Annotated in this window: 16 protein-coding genes and 1 tRNA gene; 10 read left to right on the top strand and 7 right to left on the bottom strand. The window is 42.5% G+C overall.

From position 1 onward, the window contains the following. The first annotated feature begins 60 nt into the window (after positions 1-60). A complete protein-coding gene (locus tag IPJ09_05715; protein ID MBK7370926.1) occupies positions 61-1,005 on the top strand; it encodes a PorP/SprF family type IX secretion system membrane protein in 945 nt (314 codons plus the stop codon). A 284-nt stretch (positions 1,006-1,289) separates the two neighbouring features. On the opposite strand, the gene IPJ09_05720 is transcribed toward IPJ09_05715, so the two are convergent. Beyond that, positions 1,290-1,361, bottom strand: a tRNA-Arg gene (locus IPJ09_05720). Positions 1,362-1,497: 136 nt separating this feature from the next. On the opposite strand from IPJ09_05720, the gene IPJ09_05725 reads away from it, so the two are divergent. From IPJ09_05725 to IPJ09_05735, 3 genes are read left to right on the top strand one after another with little or no spacing between them, the layout of a single operon-like run. Then, positions 1,498-2,061 carry a GNAT family N-acetyltransferase gene (locus IPJ09_05725; protein ID MBK7370927.1) on the top strand — a complete coding sequence of 188 codons (564 nt, stop codon included), beginning with the start codon at positions 1,498-1,500 and terminating at the stop codon, positions 2,059-2,061. Between the two features lie 18 nt (positions 2,062-2,079). Next, positions 2,080-2,565 carry a 6,7-dimethyl-8-ribityllumazine synthase gene (locus tag IPJ09_05730; GenBank protein MBK7370928.1) on the top strand — a complete coding sequence of 162 codons (486 nt, stop codon included), beginning with the start codon at positions 2,080-2,082 and terminating at the stop codon, positions 2,563-2,565. Next, entirely contained in the window at positions 2,562-3,419 is an 858-nt protein-coding gene (locus IPJ09_05735) for an MBL fold metallo-hydrolase (GenBank protein ID MBK7370929.1), read from the top strand. The genes IPJ09_05730 and IPJ09_05735 overlap by 4 nt, the downstream gene beginning before the upstream one ends. Here the strand turns inward: IPJ09_05735 and IPJ09_05740 are convergent. Next, positions 3,396-3,941 (bottom strand): NAD(P)H-dependent oxidoreductase, encoded by a 546-nt coding sequence (locus tag IPJ09_05740; protein MBK7370930.1) that lies wholly within the window; start codon positions 3,939-3,941, stop codon positions 3,396-3,398. The genes IPJ09_05735 and IPJ09_05740 overlap by 24 nt on opposite strands. A gap of 70 nt (positions 3,942-4,011) precedes the next feature. On the opposite strand from IPJ09_05740, the gene IPJ09_05745 reads away from it, so the two are divergent. Then, a complete protein-coding gene (locus IPJ09_05745) occupies positions 4,012-4,674 on the top strand; it encodes a YigZ family protein (GenBank protein ID MBK7370931.1) in 663 nt (220 codons plus the stop codon). Here the strand turns inward: IPJ09_05745 and IPJ09_05750 are convergent. Then, positions 4,671-10,202: a PKD domain-containing protein gene (locus IPJ09_05750; protein MBK7370932.1), complete on the bottom strand. Its 5,532-nt coding sequence runs from the start codon at positions 10,200-10,202 to the stop codon at positions 4,671-4,673. The genes IPJ09_05745 and IPJ09_05750 overlap by 4 nt on opposite strands. A gap of 154 nt (positions 10,203-10,356) precedes the next feature. Here IPJ09_05750 and IPJ09_05755 point away from each other — a divergent pair, with 154 nt between their 5' ends. The 4 genes from IPJ09_05755 to IPJ09_05770 all read left to right on the top strand — a co-directional run bounded on the left by IPJ09_05755 (position 10,357) and on the right by IPJ09_05770 (position 17,248). Continuing rightward, positions 10,357-10,965, top strand: coding sequence for a dephospho-CoA kinase (locus IPJ09_05755; protein ID MBK7370933.1), 609 nt, complete (start codon positions 10,357-10,359; stop codon positions 10,963-10,965). A gap of 13 nt (positions 10,966-10,978) precedes the next feature. Then, the gene (gene rocD / locus IPJ09_05760) at positions 10,979-12,211 is read left to right on the top strand and encodes an ornithine--oxo-acid transaminase (GenBank protein ID MBK7370934.1); all 1,233 of its coding nucleotides are present in this window, start codon (positions 10,979-10,981) and stop codon (positions 12,209-12,211) included. Between the two features lie 305 nt (positions 12,212-12,516). Then, positions 12,517-15,615 carry a tetratricopeptide repeat protein gene (locus tag IPJ09_05765; protein ID MBK7370935.1) on the top strand — a complete coding sequence of 1,033 codons (3,099 nt, stop codon included), beginning with the start codon at positions 12,517-12,519 and terminating at the stop codon, positions 15,613-15,615. A gap of 22 nt (positions 15,616-15,637) precedes the next feature. Next, positions 15,638-17,248, top strand: a complete 1,611-nt coding sequence (locus IPJ09_05770; GenBank protein MBK7370936.1) for a hypothetical protein — start codon at positions 15,638-15,640, stop codon at positions 17,246-17,248. A gap of 17 nt (positions 17,249-17,265) precedes the next feature. Here IPJ09_05770 and IPJ09_05775 read toward each other — a convergent pair whose 3' ends face one another. Further along, the gene (locus tag IPJ09_05775) at positions 17,266-18,252 is read right to left on the bottom strand and encodes a pyruvate dehydrogenase complex E1 component subunit beta (GenBank protein ID MBK7370937.1); all 987 of its coding nucleotides are present in this window, start codon (positions 18,250-18,252) and stop codon (positions 17,266-17,268) included. A gap of 154 nt (positions 18,253-18,406) precedes the next feature. On the opposite strand from IPJ09_05775, the gene IPJ09_05780 reads away from it, so the two are divergent. Beyond that, positions 18,407-21,394: an aminotransferase class III-fold pyridoxal phosphate-dependent enzyme gene (locus IPJ09_05780; protein ID MBK7370938.1), complete on the top strand. Its 2,988-nt coding sequence runs from the start codon at positions 18,407-18,409 to the stop codon at positions 21,392-21,394. Positions 21,395-21,400: 6 nt separating this feature from the next. On the opposite strand, the gene IPJ09_05785 is transcribed toward IPJ09_05780, so the two are convergent. The 3 genes from IPJ09_05785 to IPJ09_05795 all read right to left on the bottom strand — a co-directional run bounded on the left by IPJ09_05785 (position 21,401) and on the right by IPJ09_05795 (position 22,916). Further along, positions 21,401-21,568 carry a hypothetical protein gene (locus tag IPJ09_05785; GenBank protein MBK7370939.1) on the bottom strand — a complete coding sequence of 56 codons (168 nt, stop codon included), beginning with the start codon at positions 21,566-21,568 and terminating at the stop codon, positions 21,401-21,403. Between the two features lie 423 nt (positions 21,569-21,991). Next, positions 21,992-22,201 carry a hypothetical protein gene (locus IPJ09_05790; GenBank protein MBK7370940.1) on the bottom strand — a complete coding sequence of 70 codons (210 nt, stop codon included), beginning with the start codon at positions 22,199-22,201 and terminating at the stop codon, positions 21,992-21,994. Then, positions 22,179-22,916, bottom strand: coding sequence for an MBL fold metallo-hydrolase (locus IPJ09_05795; GenBank protein MBK7370941.1), 738 nt, complete (start codon positions 22,914-22,916; stop codon positions 22,179-22,181). The genes IPJ09_05790 and IPJ09_05795 overlap by 23 nt, the downstream gene beginning before the upstream one ends. Between the last annotated feature and the right edge of the window lie 25 nt (positions 22,917-22,941).

Here is a 22,941-nt window from a genome sequence, read left to right on the forward strand (position 1 = left end):
AACTATTAGAGGCCGTTTATCTTCCAATAGTTACTATATTTATACCAGAGATTGTATTAGATGAAACACCTTTTATTGGTAATTCTGGCACTATCGGCATCTATTTGTTTGTCACAACAGCTGCCCGATTTTGGATTATACCGTGAATATCAATCCTTTCTAAACCCGGCCTCCCTGCCCCATGATTATTTTAGGGAAGACCTTAACGCTCAGATCGGGCTCTCCTACCGTAGCCAATGGAATAGATTTGGTGACGGTTCACCGGTCACAGGCATATTGCATGGTACGTATATCGGTGATCAAAGCACTACAAAACTGACCTTGGGAGGAAACCTGATATTTGATAAAACCGGCCCTATAAATTATTTGGGTATGAATGCCAAGATAGGAGTGCTTTTTTCCGAGGATCCCTTATATGGTGGATTTTCGGCCGCCTTGACGATTGGATTGAAACAGATGAATATCCAGAAAGATAAACTCCGGGCCCAAAACCTTCCGGAGATCCTGGCTTCTATAGATGTGTTCAAGAGCTACACTCCAGACATAGGTATTGGCATTTATTATCACGCCCGCCTGGCCAATGAAGACAATTTCTATACCGGCTTATCCATGCCACAACTTTTTTCAATCAATGGGTTAAATTCAACAACCAATGCCAATATCACTGCACTTCCGCATTATTATGGCATGGTAGGGTACATCAAATATCTCAACGATTATAGTTTTTTGGAGACTACCGGGTGGGTGAGATATATTCAGAATGTACCCATCCATATCGATGCCAACTTAAAATATCAATTGGATCAAACTTTATGGCTGGGAGTAGGAGCCTCCAATTCAAAAGTCATTCACCTCGAGGCAGGGGTAGTGTTATATTCCAATATTGGGTTGGAAACCCCTATTCGCATCAGCTATTCCTATGAAGACGGGTTCAATGCCATAGCCAACCCATTTGGCAATACGCATGAGGTGAGTTTGTCCTATGCCTGGGACACCCGGAGGTAAGCGTGATAAAAAGCCTTTAACGATTTTAGATGAGGCTGATAGGAAGCCCATTTTAGGATAGTAGTTACTGTCGCCATGATTATAAAGCAATTAATCCAAATTTCAGCCTGGTTTTTAGCGAAAAGGACCATTGGAAGTCCATTGGTTCAAAGCAGGGTACCTTAAGCAATTTAAACTCATCACAAAGAATGATAAAAAGGTATTTTGTGTTATTCCTTAGCCACTCCTACAAATAAAAAAACCTGCAAATATCTCATTTACAGGCATTTATACAAAAACAAAAGTAGCTCCGAAGGGAATCGAACCCCTACCACTTGATCCGAATTCAAGTATTCTATCCATTGAACTACGGAGCCTCCTATTTTCGCTGCAAATCTAAGACTTTTAGCTTGTATTGCGAATGCAGACTTCACTTTTACATCGGAGATTGAACTGTAAAAAATTTTAAGCCGACTAAAATCAAGCTCATTTCATAATATTGCAGGCAACTACATGATGGCAATATTGGATATCAGGTTTGACCGGGAAGAGGAAACTGTCAGGAAAATCCTCGAGCTGCAAAGAAAAAACTTAAGGAAAAACCTGAGCCAGGCAGAAGCTGCATCCCAGGGATTTGTATTTGTGGAGCATGACTTTGGCACCCTTTCGAAGATTTGCAGCGAAGAGGCACCCGTCGTAGCCTATGATGGGCAGGATCTGGTGGGCTATGCAATCTGTATGAACAAAATTTTTTCTCAACAGGTACCCGAACTAAAGTTGTTTTTTGAACAGCTGGACCACCTGGTAGTTAATGGTCAGAGCCTTGGGGAGCAAACTTATATAGCTTGTGGCCAAATTTGTATTGCAAAAGCTTATCGTGGCCAAAACCTCATGAGCCGACTTTATCGGCATATGCAGAAACTCAATGTTCGGTATACGTATTGTGTAACTGAAATATCCACTCAAAACATCCGATCTTTGCAAGCACATCAAAAAGTAGGATTTAGACCGATCATGCAGCATGAAGGAGATGACGCAGAGATATGGGAAATCGTACTTTGGGAATGGAATTCTTAATTGTAAAAAATAGTTCAAATGAGCCATAAATCAAATCATACTTCAGAAGTATTACCAGAACTCCCGGAAATGGAGGGTTACCGTATCGTCATTGTCAATACTGCCTGGAACAGGAAAATCACTGAAAAGCTGGAAGTGGCGGCAATCAAAACCTTGTTAAAAGCTAAGGTTTTGAAAAATGATATCTCTGTCGTGACCGTACCCGGAGCTTTCGAATTGGTATTTGCTGCCAAAAGAGTGATCAAAGCGCTGGATCCACATGCCGTCATCTGCCTGGGCTGCATCATCAAAGGCGAAACCCCACATGATATATACCTCAGTGAAGCAGTATCTCAAGGCATCATGCAGCTGAATATTGACAAAGGAGTACCCGTGATATTTGGAGTATTGACTACAAACAATATGGATCAAGCTATGGACCGTGCCGGGGGTGAACACGGAAATAAAGGCGCTGAGGCCGCATTGGCAGCTTTGCACATGGCTTATTTTAATGAAAAAATATGATGCTTAAGCCCATCCTGGCAGGTACACTTAAATTAGATGGAGGTGCAATGTTTGGGGTAGTGCCCAAAAAAATTTGGAGCAAACTCATGCCTCCTGACGATCAAAATCTATGTACCTGGTCGATGCGCTGCCTGTACATCGAAGATGATGGGAAAAAAATACTAGTCGATACCGGTTTAGGGAACAAGCAAGATCCAAAGTTTTTAGCGCATTATGAACCTGCTGGAGATATTTTGATTTCGGATGCATTGCGAAAAAATGGGATTTCACCTGATGAAATCACCGATGTCATTTTAACTCATTTGCACTTTGATCACGTAGGCGGTGCTGTCTCCAGGACAGCAGATCATCAACTCCAGCTCGTATTTAAAAATGCCAATCACTGGGTGCTCGAAGCTCAATGGTTGAATGCGCTCCAACCCAATCAGAGAGAAAAGGCTTCATTTCTTTCGGAAAATATTCGACCCCTTTCTGAAATAATCAAATTTATTAATGGAACCCAAAATTTCAAAAATATAGAATTTGTTCGGGTAGATGGCCACACGGAGGGCATGATATTGCCGTTGATCCATCTTGACCAAAACAAAAAGATTTTATATACCGCCGATCTTTTCCCATCGACTCATCATGTCCACCTACCCTTTATCATGGCTTATGATATGCAGCCACTCGTCACCCTCATGGAAAAAGAAAAAGTATTAGAAAGGGTATACGAGGAAAACATTGCATTATTTTTTGAACATGATGTACATAACGAAGTCGGCATCGTCAATAAAAGTGCTGCCGGAAAATTCTTTGTGTCCAATACAATGTCTCTGGATGAGTGGCTGTCAAAATCGGATGAAATCATCTAACAAAGTACCCAAGGTATGCTGGGTAGTGGGGTCCACAAGCTGATTCTGAGCATTGAGCAAGGATTCGATTTTTGAGATTGGGAGGCGATTTGGAAAAACGATCATATTCATATACATCAGGATACTGGTCAGATGGTCCATGCCCCGAAGATTGCCTGCTCTACCAGAAGCGACCCCAATCAGGCAGGCTTTTTTGTGATAAAATGAATCCCTGGCATCTTTTACAGAGCATGCATCAATAAATAACTTAAGGATGCCGGGGAAACTGCCGTTGTATTCAGGGGCGATAAACACCATTTTGGTAGAAGGGATCAGCAAAGTATCTTTTATATGAGTGATCTCCGCTGAAATCGTATCCTTTTCATACATCGATACAGATTCAAACGCATTCATTTTTATATTAGTCAAGTCCAGCAGTTCAACCTTTTCCTCGTAGCGAGATTTACTGTATTCAAATACAAAGTCGCTGATAGGTTTACTTTGACTGGCCTGGCGGTTGGTTCCATGTATGATGAGCAGCATAAATATTCAAACAAACATAGCCAGGTTTGGTTCTAAAAAAAATAATTATTTAACGAGTCGGTCGTGCCACATGATTTATCTTTATCCGACCATGATACCCTCTGATACCTTTAAAACGATCCATCTTCCCGCTACCGGAATCTATAAAGAAAAAGGCAGTTCATTCATCAGCTATATTTATCCTTTGTTGGATGAGTCAAAAACAAAACCCATACTCGCTGAATTAAAAAAAGAACATGCAAAAGCCCGACATATATGTTATGCTTATCAGTGGGGACCTGACCCGGATTACACCCGTCACCAGGACGATGGAGAACCGAGTGGTACCGCCGGCAAACCTATCCTCGGCCAAATCAGAAGCCATCAATTAGAAAATGTACTCCTGGCAGTAGTGAGGTATTTTGGCGGTACGCTGCTGGGTGCTTCAGGATTGGGCACGGCTTACAAATCAGCTGCATTGGATGCCACTCAACATGGTGAAATCATCACCTTATCCCGCAATGTCTATTTTAAATTGACCTATTCTTATCCAATGGAAAAATATCTGGTTTCCTGGATAACAAAAATGGATGGTCTGGCTTTGGAAAAAGCATATGCTGAACAAATTAGTTCTGTAATATGCTTTCCGATTTCAACAAAAGAAATGATTTTACCCTCTTTGGACCGACATCACACAGAGTATCAATGGCCTGAACAAATACAGTGTGAATACCTAAGAGAAGATCGACACTAACGAATCAAAGTAATGTCACCATGCAAATATATTTTCTCTAAGGTCTGGGGACATTCGGCTTCTATCAGGTAAACATAGACGCCATTGGGTGCAACCTGGTTATGAAAAGAACCATCCCAGCCAATATCCAAATCATAGGTTTCAAATACAAGATCCCCTACCCGATCAAAAATCTTAAATGAAAGGATTTGATCAGCTGCCTTAGGGATGACATATAAAATATCGTTGATGCCATCCTGATTTGGGGTGAATACATTAGGCACTGCAAAAAAATCAGAGACAACGCAAGACTCCACGATATCTACCCAGACAGTTTGTTCGAGTATGCATGCTGTCGCGGGATCCAGAATCGTGAAAACATATTGGTGGCTGCTATCGCCGAAAAAAACAGGACCCGGACAATCTGTGCAAGACAAGTCTGTGCCCGGAAACCAAGTATAGACATATTGCGTGCCCGGATTAAAATTTCTATTGATTTTAACAGGAAGGTTGGCAATGGCATTGAAACGAATGGTGTCCTTGATGTTTACAAAGTCTATTACATTCAATTGGATTTGCTGCGTATCCGCTTGACAGGTTTTATTGCGGGCAATGACTTGATACAGACCTGATTGTTTGGCCAATACTTCAATGGTGGAGGTATTTTGGCCGGAAACAATATTAGGACCTTTCCACTGGTAGCTATCGGCTTCGCCGATCACACCTAATGACACGATATCATTGGGACAGACTGTGCGATCCGGCCCGTCTATGGAAGTAGTTAATAATACATTTATTCTGAAAGTATCAGTCACCATACAAAGGTCCTCCTGATGGGTCACAGTATAGGTGATAGACTTATCCGGAATAGACAAAGGCTCATCAGCGCCCTGATTATCCAGAAAATCACCCGGTCCCCATCTGACCATAGGGTAATTAGATTTTAACCTGACTTGTGAGCCAATACAAATTGTAGTATCTGCCGGGCCGGCAACGATCCTGGCAGAAAGCACATTGATTCGAATCGTATCAGATACCGGACATCCCTGGCTAAGTGCTTCTAAAAAATAAGCAGATGATCCCAGGGGCCGGAGAATGGGGTCCGTACAGTTAGTGCAGGATATGCCTGATGCCCCAGTCCATCTGGCATTTGTAAGACCAGGCAACGAAATCTGAAAGCTGTCTTTGGCACAAATAGTTCTATCCGGACCCAGGTCAATCACACCGGAAGGCACAACTGTTATGGTCACTGAATCCAACCTTTCGCAACCAGACCCATCTGAGACAGTTACTACGTAAGTGGTGGACACACCAGGCTGGGCGATCGGGTTTCTACAAAATTGATAACAAGTCAGCCCGGGTCTCGTCGTATCCCAGGAGTATGCGTAGATATCATTGATCGTGCTTGCAGAAAGCGGCAACCCTTCCTTCTGGCATATTGAAGTGTCCTGGGAGATCGTGATAGGCCCAATACGATTGGGTGTAGTGATCACGGATTGGTCAAACCTGAGGATACAACCGCTGGGATCTACGGTCTCAAAATGGTATAAAGTAGATCCTAACGGTCTAATCGAATATTCTACACAATCCTCGCATAGGGTATCGGCATTAGTATACCATCTTGTGATCATGCCGGCTACAGGATCATTTATTTTGGCAGACAACTTGATCATAGATCCGGCACATACCTGAGCTACCGGGCTGATATCTGCCGAAATAGAAGACTTTACTTCAATGGATTGCACAGAAGTATCGGCACAAGTAGTCTCATCACTTACTATGAGCTGAATAGTATGGCTGCCTCTATCTACCACCAGACCTGAGGTATCATTCAAAAAAGGTTTGTTGTCATAAATCCAGCGCACTGAATCGATCGGCAAGCCTATGGACAAACTTCTATTACTAAGCTTGATTTTATCACCCTGACAAAAATCAGTTTGGTTGATGGTAAAATCTGCCACAGGTTTATATGCCAGTTGGAATAAATCGGTAGCTAATAAGGTATCTGAACAATACTGATTAGACAAAATGTATTGGAGCGAATATTTTCCGGGTTGGTCGGTATAAAATGTCGAAGGCACTTGCGCGAAAGTGGTATCTGTAAAATCACCGGTAATCCTAAACTTAAATCCTGAAATCCGTGAAGAAGAGATGCTGGAATCAATAAATTGGAAAAGACCATCAAATCCACAGAGCAATCGATCTTTCACTTTTACATCGGCGGTAGCTTCATGAATCACTGCGGTATCCATGATGGCAAAATCCTGGCAGCCATTATTATCAGTGACGACAATGACTGGGAAAAAAACCCCTGACTCATTGAACACATGAGATACAATTAATGTACTGTCACTGTTTTTTAAAGCATCCTGGGCGCCATCACCCCACTCTATCAGCACATCTTCGGCACCTGCAAAAGTGGCCTGGTAAGAAGCGATAGCAGGAGCACAGACTGAATTGTCTATTTGAGCGCCACTAAACACGGTAGGCCCATCCACAAAAACCAGTGAATCCATCACTGTGGTATCTTTACATTTAAGACTGGATGTTGCGATAAGAGAAACAGTAAAAAAGCCTTTTTCTGTATATAAATGTGAGGAATTAATTTCCCTTGAGCCATTGGAAGCATCACCAAAAGTCCAGAAAAAATTATCGGCATTAATGCTTTTGTTGTTAAATTTTCCAATAAATGGCACACAATTGATTGCTCCCCCGATTAAAGAAAAATCTGCTTTCGGATCTGAAATTCTAACCACATTAGAAAACAAAAAAGGAACACTACAACCTGATACAGAATCTCTGACTAACAACTTTACATCATAGCTCCCGTCAGCAGTATATCGATGACTTGGGCTAAAATCGGTAGACTGACTGCTACCAAAGTCCCATACCAAATCAGTCCACTGCCCTGACAGTGTAGGAGTAAAAACAGCAGCTTCAACAGAGCATATCAAGGAGTCAGTACGGATCTCTGCGCCGATTTTATTGACAGGTATATCCAACGATTTTTCGGAGCTGCATCCAAAAGCTGATTTTAGATTCAATTTGATGTTAAATGTGCTATTTTGATCCAACTTAACCAAAACTGTATCTATATTGGTATACGATTGACCACCAAAACGCCAGGTTGTTTCAGTGATTTGATCATTCATTGCAGAGGATTTATTTTTAAAAAAGATCGTGGAGTCCTGGCAAAAACGACCACCGGCATAATCAAAATCTGCCTTCAATTGATGTACCATAATGGTATCTGAATATACCGTATCCCTGCAACCAAATTCATCCGTGGCTATCAACACCCCTGTACTTGATCCGGGAGTGGTGAATGTAAATCCCGGAGCCTCATTTGCAGAGACTTTTTCCTGGGAGCCAGGAAAAATATACTCATAAATGGCTGCGTCCACCGACCTATTTAAAATCTGGATGGTAAGAGGGGCACATCCTTCAATTCCCGACAAGTCAAAGGCAGGTTTGAGTTCTCTGACAGATATCTTTTTCTCTATGGTATCAGCACAAGTATTATTCTGACTGATCGCTATCAACCGGGCTTTATAATCTCCTGTGCCGGGAAAAGTGTATTCCGTAGAATCCTTTCGACTGATCACCAAGGTATCCGTACTGCCAAAATCCCAATGAAGCGAATCAAGATCAGGAGATCTATTGACAAATACGCGCGACAAGGGTAAATCACAATTCATTTGAATATCAAAATCCGCTTTAATACCTAAGATCTTAACACTATCAATGACCTCATCCCCTGGACATCCATTATACAAAGCCCGATGACCTATTTTATAAGTGCCGGGTTTGTCATATTGGTCAATAGTAATATCTTTTGAAGTAAAGGTTGCCCCTGTAGCCAAAAATCTCCAACTATAACTTGTCACATTATCATTGGTATTGTCTTTTGCTGTAATAGGAGTACCAAAGCACAATTCATCCGGCAGATCTATACCGACTTTGGGCTTGGCCCCAAGTCGAATCCAATCAGGAAAATCCAAAGAGTCTATACAACCGGCCGAATTTTCTACGACCAATCTAACGTTAAAATTCCCAACATCAGGCAAGAACAATGATCCGGTCAGTCCATTGATCACTTTTGGGACAGGAGTAAAAACAGTCCACCTTGCTGAAGTAATTGGATCAGCACTAATAGATTTTTGCTCGAAAGGAATAAGCAATGGAGCACATCCACTGAATGATGATGACGATATAACCGGCTTGATTTTATAGCCACTGATAGTCTCTTTTTCGATATAGGCGGAACATCCAAGCTGATTAGTGGCAGTCAAACCGATTTTGTATTGACCATCACTCAGGATTCTAATGGATGGTTGAGGTCCGGTAGATACTACATTGCCATTGAGCGTCCAACTATAACTGGTGGCATTGGTAGATCGATTGGTTACATTGATATCGAATGGAAATTTGCACCCGTTATTTCTATCCAATGCATAGTCCGCTATAGGCGCTGTGGACACATTGATACAGGCACTGGAGATAATCTCAGACTGGCAACCTTTGTAAATAGCTACATGTTTCACAAAATAACAACCCTGAGTGGTATAAGTATGGCGTGGATCAGCTTCCACGGAAGTATTACCGTCACCAAAATCCCAGGATTGCGCATCAGGTGTCACTGTTTTGGTTGAAGTAAACTGGATGGCTTCGCCGCTACATATTTGATTTTTATCTTGAGTAAAATAAGAGAGATTATCTGCGACTACAGCTTTGGGGAATACCCTTTCAGAAGTGCAACCCAAGGCAGCATTTAAAACTTTTATACTTACATCAAATACGCCCGGCAAGACATACTGCACCGGAGGTGGATTAAACCCGGCAAACGAACTACCATTGCCAAAATCCCATTGATAGGTCAGTTCTGGCAAGTTTTGCCCTAAATTGGTAAAATTCAAAGCCCCTGGGGCATTACAGACTACCCCTCCGCCAAAATCTACATTTATTACAGGCTTATCCAGTACTTTCAACAACGGCTTTGTCACTGTAGAAACACACCCCTTATTATCCCTGGTACTCAGTGTAATCGAATATTGGCCTCCAACATCATACCGGCTGGTTACAGGTGATTTAACAGACTGCTGCGTGACCCCTACAGATCCGCTGAGGTCCCAAATCCAATCTACAATATTCCCATTGGGTGATACTGTCAGGTCTTCAAATCTTGCGGTAGATCCAGCACATATTAAGGTGTCGGAAACAATAAAATCTGCTACAAAACTTGATTTCACCTCTATGTAATTGTCTTTGCATTTTTTGTCAGTCACGCCTAAAGAATCTGTCACCGAAAGACAAACAGTGTAAAATCCCGGAGTGACATATACTTTAGAAGGTGTGGCTTGTTTTGATGTGGAGCCATTGCCAAAGTCCCACAGATAAGAGGCTATATGGCCAATGGATAAATTCTTAAATTTGGCTTGAAATACACCGCATCCTGAGGTCTGTTCTGCTTCAAAATCAGCGGCCAACTGTCCGTAAACTGGTGATGACATCCAAAATCCAACAACGAAGCAAATCAAGGAAATTCTCATTAACTAAAAATATATTATAATTGCTTGATATTGAATAATTTTCGTGAAAACAACCTTATAAAAAGTATGCCTCAAATTTAATTGAAATCTCTAAGTTTGAACTAGTAATAATCAAAATTTAAACCTGTCCAGTATCTGATAAAACGAAATTAACATGCTAAAAGTAGGTATCACCGGCGGCATAGCTACCGGCAAATCATTTGTATGCACGATATTTAAGTATTTAGGAGTACCTGTCTACAATGCCGACCTCGAAGCAAAATTGATTATCGAAAACAATCCAGCTTTAAAAAAGAGATTGATCTCCAGGTTTGGAACTCAAACCTATGATCAACATGGACATTACAATACCAAATATATTTCCTCGATCGTATTCAATGATTCTGTTGCTAAAAAAGAGCTGAATGACCTCATCCATCCTCTGGTATTACAGCACTCTTTTGATTGGTACCAAGCTTGTGATGAAGCGGGATCTGCATATGCCCTTAAGGAATCAGCTCTCCTGATTGAGAGTAAAAACCATATTCGTCTGGACAAGATGATAGTAGTAGATGCTCCTCTGGAAATAAGGATTGAACGATTGATGCATCGGGATGATATCTCCAGGGAATTAAGTTTAAAGAAAATCAATAGTCAAATGCCCCAGGAAGAAAAGCTAAAATATGCTGACTTCACTATATTAAATGATGGCCAAAACCCTATCATCCCCCAGGTGTATAAGATCCATCATGAACTAATCAGGCTTTCTGAAGTACCTTTGTAGTTAAATATAAGCTATGACTGCAAATGACTATATCGCTTTGGAAGAAGCATACGGCTCTCACAATTATCATCCACTGCCTGTCGTCCTCACCAGGGGCAAAGGAGTCCATGTCTGGGATGTGTCTGGTAAACGATATTATGATTTTTTATCCGCCTATTCTGCAGTAAACCAAGGTCATTGTCATCCAAGAATTGTCGCTGCACTTAAAGAACAAGCAGAGACACTTACTCTGACCTCACGAGCTTTTTATAATGATCAGCTGGGACTGTTTGAAAAAAAGCTACATGATATATTTGGCTATGATATGGCCCTACCAATGAATACCGGCGCAGAAGCGGTAGAGTCTGCCATAAAAATTTGCAGAAAATGGGCCTATGAGGTAAAAGGGATCAAACCAAACCAGGCTAAAATCATGTTTTTTGAATCTAATTTTCATGGTCGGACCATGGGAGCCATTTCTGCTTCGACAGAAGCGAGCAGTACTGGAGGGTTTGGCCCATACTTACCCGGCATCATCGTCGCTCCCTACGGGGATCTTGATTCAGCGCAAGAATATATCACCAGTGACCCCACTATCGCAGGTATTATTATCGAACCGATCCAGGGTGAAGCAGGGGTGATTCTACCTCCTCCAGGTTATTTAAAGGCTTTAAGACAGCTATGTTTGGATAATAATATTCTCTTTATAGCTGATGAGATTCAGTCCGGCCTGGGGAGGACTGGCAAAATGCTTTGTTGTGATCATGATGGTATCAGAGCTGACATGGTTCTGTTAGGAAAAGCCATTTCCGGTGGAATGCTGCCGGTATCTGTGGTTTTGGCAGACAAAAATATCATGGAGGTGATCAAACCCGGTCAGCATGGTTCCACTTATGGCGGCAATCCATTGGCAGCAAGGGTAGCCTGTGTGGCACTGGATGTACTCATTGATGAAAAATTGGATCAGCAGGCTATGATTCTCGGACAAGAGATGGCTACTCAACTCCAGATATTGAAGGCAGATTGCAGTTGGATATCAGCCACTCGAGGAAAAGGCCTTCTCCATGCTATCGAGCTCGATGATGATAAAGAAAGCAAAGCTGGGTGGAATATATGCGTCGCGATGGCTCGGCAGGGCTTATTGGCTAAACCTACCCGAGGCAATATCATCCGACTGGCTCCTCCCTTGACCATCAGTCCAACAGAGTTGCAAGAAGCGATGGACATCATCAAACAAGTGATGATGCTGCATATGGCTATAGCCTAGCAGGATGTGTTAGTTAATAAATAATAAATAGCCAGAGATCAGCCAATAAAACAGTAAGGTCTCCTGTTAAGGTTGATAATTTCTGGTCACGATTGGTCTAATAATCAGAGCGTAGGCGTAGAGCCGGTTCCCTCAGAATTTAATGTAATCCACCGTCCTGGCTAATATTTAAAACTGATCCTGGCAGATATCAGTGTGAGTTATCATATGAGTTAATTTTTTCATAAATTTGTCGCTGACTTACACATATATAGGTGCTAAGTTGAGTTATAAAGTAGTATTTTTATATCACCAAAAATTTTATAATGAGGCATTTATTTATTGTATTGATATCTTTTCTTTCTTGTGGTGTGATTTTCAGTCAGGAGACTTCTGTTTTTTCTGAGATCAATGCTCATTATAAAGAAGGACTCCGGCTGTTTTCAGAGGGAGTCTATGTAGCTGCAAGGAAAGAATTTGAAACAGTGCTTAAAGAGCAAAGGTTAAGCTTCGAACCTGAGTATAAGACCCTTCACCTGTATGCCGAATATTATAGCGCCATTTCGGCATTGAGATTAAAATTGGAAGATGCTGACCTCATGGTGACAGAATTCATTAAAAAGAATCGCCCTGACCCGATAGCCGAAAAAGCTAACCTGGAAGTTGCCAATTATCATTTTGATCAAAAGAATTATACAGATGCTTTGATCTACTATAAATTAATGGATACCCGCGGTATGCCTGCATCGACCCTGAGTGAAGTCAAGTTCAAAGAAGGCTACTCCTATTTTGCAAAAAAAGATTTTAAAAATGCCAGCACTTCTTTCACCCTGGTAAAAGATACTAAAGGAGAATATTATTACCCTACCAATTATTACCTGGGGATGAGTCATTATTTTAATGGCAAATATGATCAGGCGATCGCAAGTTTTGCGGTAGCTGCCAAGTCCAAAAAATACTCCGATCTCATCCCTTACTACGTAACTCAAATCTACTTCTCACAAAAACAATATGATAAACTTATATCGTATGCGCAGCCAATATTGGATGGGACCCAGAAAGTAGACAAAGTCGAACTCATCAGAAGGATGGTAGGACATGCCTATTTTCTCAAACAAGATTATGCCAAAGCGCTGGTCCATTTGAGCACTTTTGAAAAAAACGGGCAGACTTTGGAAGAAGCAGATTATTATGCCCTTGGATATTGCAATTATGTATCCGGTTTGTATGAGAAAGCAATCCCTTACTTCAGCACCTTGAGTGCACAACAAAGCCAAATAGGCCAGAATTCAAATTATTACCTTGCTGATTGTTATTTGAGAAGTGGTAATACTTTGAGCGCCAGGACTGCATTTTACAATGTTAGTAAACTACCCTACCAGGACAATATCCGGGAAGAAGCGCTGTTCAATTATGGCAAATTATCTGCAGAATTAGGTTTTGAGCGAGAGAGCATCACAGCGCTCAACGGTTTTGGCCCGGAGTCAAAGTATTACGATGAAGCACAAAATATCATTGGCGATGTGCTGGATAGAACCAAAGACTACGACAATGCTATACGCACGATAGAGTCCATTAAAAATCCGTCCCAGCGATTAAAAGCTGCTTATCAACAACTGGCGTACCGAAGGGCATTGCAATTGATCAATGAAGATCGTCCTGGCGAAGCCCGTGTACTGCTCTCCAAAGCTATTGAACCCTCATTTGATAAAAATATAAGTCTATCAGCGATGTATTGGCAAGCTGACCTCGCACATCGCCAGGGAGATTTCAACCTCAGTGCACAGCTTGTAGACAAATTCACTAATGCGGCTGGCACAGGCAAAGATTTAAAAGATCCGATGCTACTGCCGATGGCTAATTATCTGCAAGGGTATAATCAATTAAAGAAAGAAGCTTTTCTACCAGCCGGCGAACAGTTCAATGCAGCAATCGACAAATTGAAAAAAAACAGTACGGGAGCATCAAGCACCTTATTGGCAGATGCCTATTTACGCAGTGCAGACTGCTCATTTAAACGAAACAGGTATGATGAGGCTATCGGTTTATACAATCAGGTGATTAAGAATAAATCTACCGGCAACGACTATGCACAATACCAGACTGCCATCATCCAGGGCTTAAAAAATAACAATAAAGAGAAAATCAGGTTATTGGATGATCTGATCAAAAAACAAGCTACTTCAAAATTTGCTGATGACGCCTTGTATGAAATAGCCCTCACTTATTCTGAGCAAAATCAGACCAATGAAGCCATCGCCAGTCTAAAAAAATTACTCAAAGATTATCCCGGCACTAATATCTACAACCGCACCCTCATCCAATTAGGATTGATGACTTATAATGAAGGAAACAAAACCGAGGCCCTCAATGATTATAAAGAGGTATTCAAACACAACCCTACGCCTCAGGAATCTCAGGAAGCCATGACTGCCATTCAGGAGATCTATGTCGACGACCTGGGCCAGCCGGATGAGTATATCAAATTTGTGGAATCTATCCCCGGGTACAATCTCACCAATTACTCCAGAGATTCCCTCAACTATGGAGTTGCACTTCGGTATTATGAAGATGGTCAGTATGAAAGAGCCATAACGGCTTTTACAGATTATATGCAGAAATTCCCCCGGGGACTGAGTCTGATACCTGCCTTGTATAAACGAGCCGAATCCAATGTATTGCTCAAAAAATATGATCCTGCACTCGCAGATTACGAATCTGTGATACAAAAAGGGCGAAGTGAATTTTATGATAAATCCCTTTTTAAAGCAGCTACCCTGGCTTATAATTTTCAACAAAATTTTGATAAAGCATTAAAATACTATGGCGAATTGGCTAATAATGGCGGAGGATTGGATGAAAACACTTTGTTCGAATCACAACTTGGTGCTATGCGTACAGCGTACCGTCTTGGTCGCACCAATGATGTGACCTTATATGGAGACAAAGTCTACAAGTCTCCTAGAGTAAATAATGATCAAAAATCTACGGCCGGGTTTTACCTGGGCAAAATAGCATACGATCAAAAAAATTATGCCAAAGCGAATGAATACCTCAAAGCGGTCGTGGACCTTAGTGACAACGAGCAAACTGCAGAAGCCCGTTACCTGCTCGCAGAAATCCTCTACTTACAAAAATCTACAGCGGCTGCTGAAACATCCACCCGCAATGCAATTTCTCAAAACTCAGATTATCCCTATTGGGTAGCAAAAAGTATGATCCTGCTGTCCGATATTTTTGTGGATAAAAATGATTTGTTTAATGCAAGAGCAGCTTTAGAAGCAGTACTGGAGAATTTTAAAGAGGACCCGGCCCTTACCAAAGTGGCACAGACTAAGCTGGATGCTGTCAAATCTAAACAAGCTTCCGGAAGCAAACTCAAACAAGATAGTCTGAAAATCAATTCATTTTTTGACAATAACTAAGTGACCCATTAATAGTAAGCGCATGAAAAAAATAAGTATAATTTTATTGGTCATTTTCTACCGGATATTTTCTTTTGGACAGCAAGATCTGCCCGTAGATGTAATCCAGGTCGTAAAAGATTTCGACGCCAGGCTGATTGAAGCTGAAAAAATAAAAGTCAATCCTGAAGTCACCCCTACAGATGCCAGTCCGATCAAATACCAATACCAGGTCAATCCTGGTGTGCAGGCACTCAATTATAGTGCACCCCAGATCAGGCCTTTAGCAATGAAATCAGCTGAACCTGTGCCAGTATATCCTTTTTACCTTAAAGCCGGCTATGGTTTTCCAAAAGAGGCATATGGTCGCCTCTCCTATAGTTTTAAAAATGACGAACGCACTAAAGTCGGTTTCGACCTTACCCACCTGAGTGCTAACAGTAGCAAGAACGAAGCTCAACGCTTTTATGATAATGATCTCAAGGCACATGTACTCTACCTTACCGAAGAAGGCATGGCCATACAAGGTGATGCGCTGGTGAGTAAAGACCGATACTACCATTATGGTCATTATATTCAAAATCCAGGTACCCTTACCCCAAACGCTATCTTAAAACACGACTATGATATCTTCGAAGTGGGTGCCAAATTATTCAATCCCAAGATCAGTGCCAATGGGATCAATTATTTTGCAGGCTTGAATGTATCTTCATTAGTAGACAATCTCTCCAGCTCAGAAAAAGGAGCGAATCTTCACCTCGGATTGACAAAGTGGATAAAAGAGAAACATTCGCTCAGCATAGAATTGGGGTCTGACTTCACTGCATTTAAGGATTCTGCCAAACAAGAATTGAACAATTTTTACTTATTGCCTTCCATTGGTATCCATGGAAAATCTTTTTTAATCCAGGGGGGTGTCAGAATCACCTCTGATGGCGAAGACATCAATTTGTTTCCTGCTGTCAATCTGAGTGGCAGCATAGCCGGCAATTCACTCATGGTGGTAGCAGGAGCTGAGGGAGGGCTGAATAAAAACTCCTATCGTAGTCTGAGTGATTATAATCCGTTCATTACCTCCAGGCTAATTTTAAAGAACAATGCTTTTACCCATTACTTTATTGGATTAAAAGGTTCTGCTAAAACGGTTGAATATGATGCCAGGGTGGGTTACAAACAAAATGACAACTTGCCTCTGTTTTCACTGAATACCAATAATTTCAGCAGGTTTGACATTTTATATAGAGCTATTGACCTGGTACATGGTACAGCCTCACTTACTTTCAGGCCTACTAAACAAATCATTGTCAATGGTGCTATCAATAAAAACTTTTATCGTAAGAATATTGAACCAAGTGCCTGGGGCCTACCCTCTTTAGAATTTAATGGCTCTCTTCAATATCAATCGCTCAATAAAAAACTGCTCCTGACCGCTGAGTCCTATGTAAATGATGGCATTCCTTATGAAGATGATTTAGGCAATACAGGTAAGTCAAAACTTTTGTTGGATATCAGCCTGGGAGCTGATTATCACCTGACTAAAAACTTCGGCTTATTTGTGCAGGCAAACAATCTGGCCAATAGTGTTTGGCGCAGATGGTATCAATATCCTACGTTCGGTGTGAATGCTGTAGGTGGAATTACGGTTAAATTTTAGCCTTATTTACTTTGCGATTAATTAGCGACATACATCACTTCTTTGACTGCTTTGATGACTTTAGCAGGATTGGGTAGCCAGGCATCTACCAGGGTAGGAGCATAAGGCAGTGAAGTATCTGCAGAGTTGACTCGAATCACAGGCGCATCCAGGTAGTCAAAAGCATGTTTTTGGATTTCATAAGTCACCTCAGCGCTGATACCGGCAAAAGGCCAGGCCTCGTCTACAACTACCAGCCTATTGGTTTTTTTGACAGATTCGACTATGGTTTTATAATCTAGTGGCCTGATGGTTCGCAGGTCTATGATTTCTGCCTCTATCCCTTCTTTGGCCAGTTCTTCTGCTGCTTTTTTGGCTACTTCGACCATTTTATTATAGGATACAATGGTTACATCCTTGCCTTCTCTGCGGATAGCTGCTGATCCAATAGGCACCAGGTATTCTCCTTCAGGCACATCACCTTTTAACCCATACAGTATCTCAGATTCCATAAAACACACCGGATCATTGTCCCTGATAGCTGACTTTAACAATCCTTTCATATCAGCAGGATCCACGCAGGAGATCACCTTGAGGCCAGGTACATTGGCCATCCAGGATTCGAATGTCTGAGAATGTTGTTGCGCCAGCTGCCCTGCTGACCCACTAGGTCCCCTAAATACTATAGGGCAGGCAAACTGACCAGCAGATTGACTCAGGGTCTTAGCTGCATTGTTGACTATTTGATCAAAAGCCAGGATGGCAAAATTCCAGGTCATGAACTCTATGATGGGTCGCAATCCATTCATGGCAGCGCCTACTCCAATAGCAGTAAAACCGAGCTCAGAAATCGGTGTATCTATAACTCTTTGAGGGCCAAATTCTTCCAACATGCCTTTACTTACTTTGTAAGCCCCGTTGTATTCTGCGACCTCTTCTCCCATCAAAAAGACATTTGGATCTCTCCTCATTTCTTCTACCATGGCTTCGCGCAATGCATCTCTTAAAGTGATAATCCTGCTCATATTTTGAATTGAAGCGCAAATTTAGTCATTTTGACAAAATAACTAACAGGGAAGCATACTCAGGTCCATCCAAATACAATTAGACAACGGTTTGCATTGATTTTGAGGTAGTTTGATGTTGGACTCCCTGAGATTGATTATTTTTCGATTCAATATGGACAAAAATAACCTGGCAGAAATTATAAGGTCCCAGTTTGGTCTCAAAGGCAAGTTAGAGATGATTTATTCCGAATTGGACCAAGTTTATTCTCTTGAGGATGAGGATAAAAAATATGTGGTAAAACTCTCTAATCCTGACCGCCCTGTAGCTATCCTGGAACTTGAGTCCGCGGTTTTAGAACACCTCCATCAAAAGAATTATACGTATGTGTTTCAAAAGCCCGTTCTTTCATTGGGTGGACTCCATTTTGTACCATTTGAAGATTACCATCTGAGGATTTTTGAATGGATAGATGCGAAGCTTCAAGCACAGTGCAATCCTCAGACCGGTCATACCCGTGCTTCCATTGGGTTGATGATGGGTTCGCTGAGTATGGTGCTGGCAGATTTTGAGCACGATGCAGCTCATAGATTCATCAAATGGGACCCTTCTCAGGTAGTATGGATCAAAGATCATATTCATCTGATTCCTTCCCGATGGCAAGGCATATTCATCTCCCACCTGGATTGGCTTGAGCAATACATATTCCCACTGCTTGATAAATGTCCCCGTCAGGTTAATTACAATGATGCCAATGATTATAATGTACTCTGCAATTGGAACTCCACAACCCAATGCTTCGAAGCTTATGCACTCATAGATTGGTTGGACACAGTCTATACCCATCGCATCAACGAACTCGCCATCACCTGTGCCTACAGCATCATGGGCCTGGCAGATCCGCTCCAGGGTGCTGTAGAAATCACTTCAGCTTATCATAGTGTCAGCCCACTCAACCCAGAGGAACTGGAAGTATTGTATGCTATGATCGCTGCAAGATTGATGATCAGCGTGACCGTATCTGCTATTAACAAAGACGCTGAGCCGCTCAACGAATACCTCCAGATCAGCGATCAGGCTGCCTGGCTTTTATTGGGAAAATGGTTCGCCCTTCATCCGAGGATGGCATGGTACAGTTTCAGGGCTGGATGCCATCTCGAACCCATTCCTGATCAAAAAAAAATATTGACCGGGCTGCATACAAAAGCATATTCACCCATCATCAGCCGGGATTTTTTGAAGCAGGCCCACATTTTTGATTTTAGTATAGGGAGTGAAGAACTGGGCAATTTTGAAAACTACCTCGTGGATGAAAAATTGGATGCACTGACGGAGGCTACTCTTAGAAATAATAATAAAAAATATGGTCTCGGACTATATAGTGAGATCAGGCCTTTCTATTCCGGTGATTCATTTAGAACAGAAGGCAATGATGGCCCTCAATGGCGAACTCAGCATCTGGGCATTGACCTATTTGCACCGGCCGGCACCCCCGTTTATTCAGCCGCCAGTGGCAAAATTCATAGCTTAAACTTCAACAATTTGAAGCGTGACTATGGCCCAACCATCATCACGGAGCACGATAACAACGGCGTCAAATTTTACTTCTTATACGGGCACCTGACTCAGTCATCACTCCATTGGAAACCAGGTGATTTAATCTCCGCAGGGGATACACTCGGTTGGATAGGGCAGATAGAGGAAAATGGAGGATGGCCACCACATTTGCATTTTCAGGTTATTCTTGATTTACTTGGGTATGTGGGTGATTTTCCGGGAGTTGGATTCTTGTCTCAAACAGCGGTATGGACCTGCATCAGTCCCGATCCTGGATTTATGTTTGAAGATTACCCTCACCAAATACTTAATACCTCTATTAGTAATATTCTTCAAAAAAGAAAAGCAATATTAGGCTTTAACCTTTCTGTCTCTTATAAAAACCAACCGCTATGGATCCAAAGAGGACAATCCCAATATCTCATAGACCATACGGGAAGAAAATACCTGGATACTGTCAATAATGTAGCCCATTGTGGTCATGAACACCCAAGAGTGGTGAGCCGTGGCCAAAAAAGTATGGCAGTCCTGAATACTAATACGCGATACCTTCATGAGCAAATCATAACACTCGCAGAGGAGCTAAAAAAATACTTTGACCCTACTCTTGAAGTATGTTATTTTACCAACTCAGGTACTGAAGCCAATGAACTGGCCATTCGATTGGCAAAAAACTATACCAGGTCAAAAGAGGTCCTGACCATGCAATGGGGATACCATGGCAATAGCAGCACCATGGTAGATCTTAGCTCTTATAAATTTGATCGCAAAGGAGGTAAAGGCAGGCCTCCACATACACATGTCATCCCTATGCCTGACCCGCTGAGAGGCATATATGCTTCGCATCCAGATCAGGCTGCACTATATCTTCAAGAAGTAAAAGCTATACTCTCGCTGATAAATAGCCAGGGCTCTCAACCAGCTGCCTTATTTGCCGAATCCATTTTAAGTTGTGGAGGCCAAATCGTCTACCCAAAAGATTTTTTAACTCGAGCTGTATCCATCATAAGAGAAGCCGGCGGGGTGTACATCGCAGATGAAGTACAAACCGGGCTGGGTAGGATCGGGTCACATTTTTCAGCATATGAATTATATGGCGTGACTCCGGATATCGTGACCCTGGGTAAGCCACTTGGTAATGGCCATCCAATCGGGGCTGTGCTATGTACCAGGGAAATTGCAGCAGCTTTTAATAATGGAATGGAATACTTTAATACGTTTGGAGGAAATCCCGTGAGTTGCGCCATAGCCTGCGAAGTATTGAGGGTGCTCCAGGTTGAATCTTTAATGGTAAATGCACTTTTGACTGGGCAATATCTCAAAAAAGAACTCAATAATTTATTGCCTGATCATCCTATCCTCGCTGACATTAGAGGCGAAGGATTCTTCCTTGGGATAGAGCTTTTAGATGGCACGAAACCTGCCACCCTGGCTGCAAATTATCTTGCAGGCCGAATGCGAACTTATGGTATTTTAATGAGTACCGACGGGCCGGATGATAATGTATTAAAAATAAAACCACCGATGACTTTTAGCCAGACCAATGCAGAAGAATTATTGTCCAGGATGGACCAAATATTGAGAGAAGCTCCCATGTTGATTTAATTGGTCCTATCTGCTCTTTATCGGGATCACCATTTTCAGAGCTGACCAGGTATCATCTACCGATGCCACTTTTACATCTACCAGGTCTAGTGCCAAAGCAGTAGCCCTGATCATATCTTCGTTTATTTCTGTTGGCTTTTTGGATGCTTTTTTATGCCAGGAGACCCAAATCATTCCATTGGATGCTATAATGCGTCTGCTTTTCTTTAAACCGGAAACCCGCCTTAAAAAAAAAAAAATATTTCCCCCGGGTCCCCGGGGGGGGGGGGGGGGGGGGGGGGAAAGGGCGGGCGGGCGGGGGAGAATTAATTCCAAAAAAAAAAAAATTTGGTGGGGGGGGGGGGCCCCCGCCGGCCAGCCCCCCCCCCGCCAAAAAACCGGGCCCCCCCCCCGGAAAAAAAAACCGAAAAGGGGGTTTTTTCCCCCGGGGGGGGGGGGGGGGGGGGGGGGGGGAGGGGCCGGCAGGGAGGGAATTCGGGGCCGTCTCCCCCCCCCCGCCCCCCCCGCGGGGGGGGGGGAAAGAAAAAAGGGGACGAAAAAAAGTGGGGGGGGGGCAAGGGGGGGGGGGAGGGCCACCCCGCGCGGGCAGCCCGCAAGTTAAAAATCTTCCAACTCCGCTGTTTTGTTGGTGTACAACCACACCAGATCATAGGATTTCCTGGTTTGAATGCTGGTATCAAAATGGATTGATTCTGTGGTTAACATTTGTACTATCATCTCAGGGGCTCCGGAGATCAATACCTGCTGTCCCGATTTGAAGCCAATCTTTTTGAGCAAAGGCGTATCATATTTTATGTGATCGGACATAATCAATGTTTTTCTGATGCATCTTATCCAAAAACGACTCGAAGGGAGAATACCCCCAGGAAATTCTCCAATCGACAATGTCCGGGACGACCAAACTGTCCAAATATCTTGTTGAGTGATCGATTCTGTTCAATATCTCCTTCGTAGTATAAGCTATAGTTCCGTGGCCTGGTACCATGGTCTCCACCTTACATTCCTTCAAGATTTTTTTTACAGTATCCATCGACTCGTGATAATGACCAATAGTGTCCTCAATAAATGGAAACTCCACATTGGACAGATAATCGCCTGCCACCAGCAAACCAAGCTCGGGCAATAGGCTAAAGAGGCCATCAGCAGTATGCCCCTGAGCCGCGTAGAACTTGATGTCTATTCCTCCTAGCCTGTATTCTGACTGGGTTTCGGGCCTTATGAGCATGTCCAGCTCAGGGTAACGGAGCGAGACTGATCTGTCTATATAATATTCATCATCTATAGCCCGCAGCTGAGCTAGCGATCTGGACTTATCCTGCCGCACCTCCATGAGATCTGACCCGATTTGAGTAAAACCTTCAAAATATGGCCGCCCTACGATATGATCATAATCTCCGTGCGTGTAAATCAAAAATTTGCCAAAATGAGAGACTTCTGGAATAGCTTCCTGAATGGACAATAGTTCATCCGGGGTATAAGCCGGATCCCAAATGACATCGGTCTGCGCATAATGACATGCCACAGAATTGAGCTGCCATAGGGTGCTT

The sequence above is a fragment of the Saprospiraceae bacterium genome (genome assembly GCA_016709995.1).
Taxonomy (GTDB): domain Bacteria; phylum Bacteroidota; class Bacteroidia; order Chitinophagales; family Saprospiraceae; genus JADJLQ01.

Excerpts from the sequence above, each read along its gene's own strand:
- IPJ09_05715 (MBK7370926.1), top strand. The coding sequence starts at position 61 with ATGAAACACCTTTTATTGGTAATTCTGGCACTATCGGCATCTATTTGT.
- IPJ09_05725 (MBK7370927.1), top strand. The coding sequence starts at position 1,498 with ATGATGGCAATATTGGATATCAGGTTTGACCGGGAAGAGGAAACTGTC.
- IPJ09_05730 (MBK7370928.1), top strand. The coding sequence starts at position 2,080 with ATGAGCCATAAATCAAATCATACTTCAGAAGTATTACCAGAACTCCCG.
- IPJ09_05735 (MBK7370929.1), top strand. The coding sequence starts at position 2,562 with ATGATGCTTAAGCCCATCCTGGCAGGTACACTTAAATTAGATGGAGGT.
- IPJ09_05740 (MBK7370930.1), bottom strand. The coding sequence starts at position 3,941 with ATGCTGCTCATCATACATGGAACCAACCGCCAGGCCAGTCAAAGTAAA.
- IPJ09_05745 (MBK7370931.1), top strand. The coding sequence starts at position 4,012 with ATGATTTATCTTTATCCGACCATGATACCCTCTGATACCTTTAAAACG.
- IPJ09_05750 (MBK7370932.1), bottom strand. The coding sequence starts at position 10,202 with ATGAGAATTTCCTTGATTTGCTTCGTTGTTGGATTTTGGATGTCATCA.
- IPJ09_05755 (MBK7370933.1), top strand. The coding sequence starts at position 10,357 with ATGCTAAAAGTAGGTATCACCGGCGGCATAGCTACCGGCAAATCATTT.
- rocD (MBK7370934.1), top strand. The coding sequence starts at position 10,979 with ATGACTGCAAATGACTATATCGCTTTGGAAGAAGCATACGGCTCTCAC.
- IPJ09_05765 (MBK7370935.1), top strand. The coding sequence starts at position 12,517 with ATGAGGCATTTATTTATTGTATTGATATCTTTTCTTTCTTGTGGTGTG.
- IPJ09_05770 (MBK7370936.1), top strand. The coding sequence starts at position 15,638 with ATGAAAAAAATAAGTATAATTTTATTGGTCATTTTCTACCGGATATTT.
- IPJ09_05775 (MBK7370937.1), bottom strand. The coding sequence starts at position 18,252 with ATGAGCAGGATTATCACTTTAAGAGATGCATTGCGCGAAGCCATGGTA.
- IPJ09_05780 (MBK7370938.1), top strand. The coding sequence starts at position 18,407 with ATGGACAAAAATAACCTGGCAGAAATTATAAGGTCCCAGTTTGGTCTC.
- IPJ09_05785 (MBK7370939.1), bottom strand. The coding sequence starts at position 21,568 with ATGATTTGGGTCTCCTGGCATAAAAAAGCATCCAAAAAGCCAACAGAA.
- IPJ09_05790 (MBK7370940.1), bottom strand. The coding sequence starts at position 22,201 with ATGTCCGATCACATAAAATATGATACGCCTTTGCTCAAAAAGATTGGC.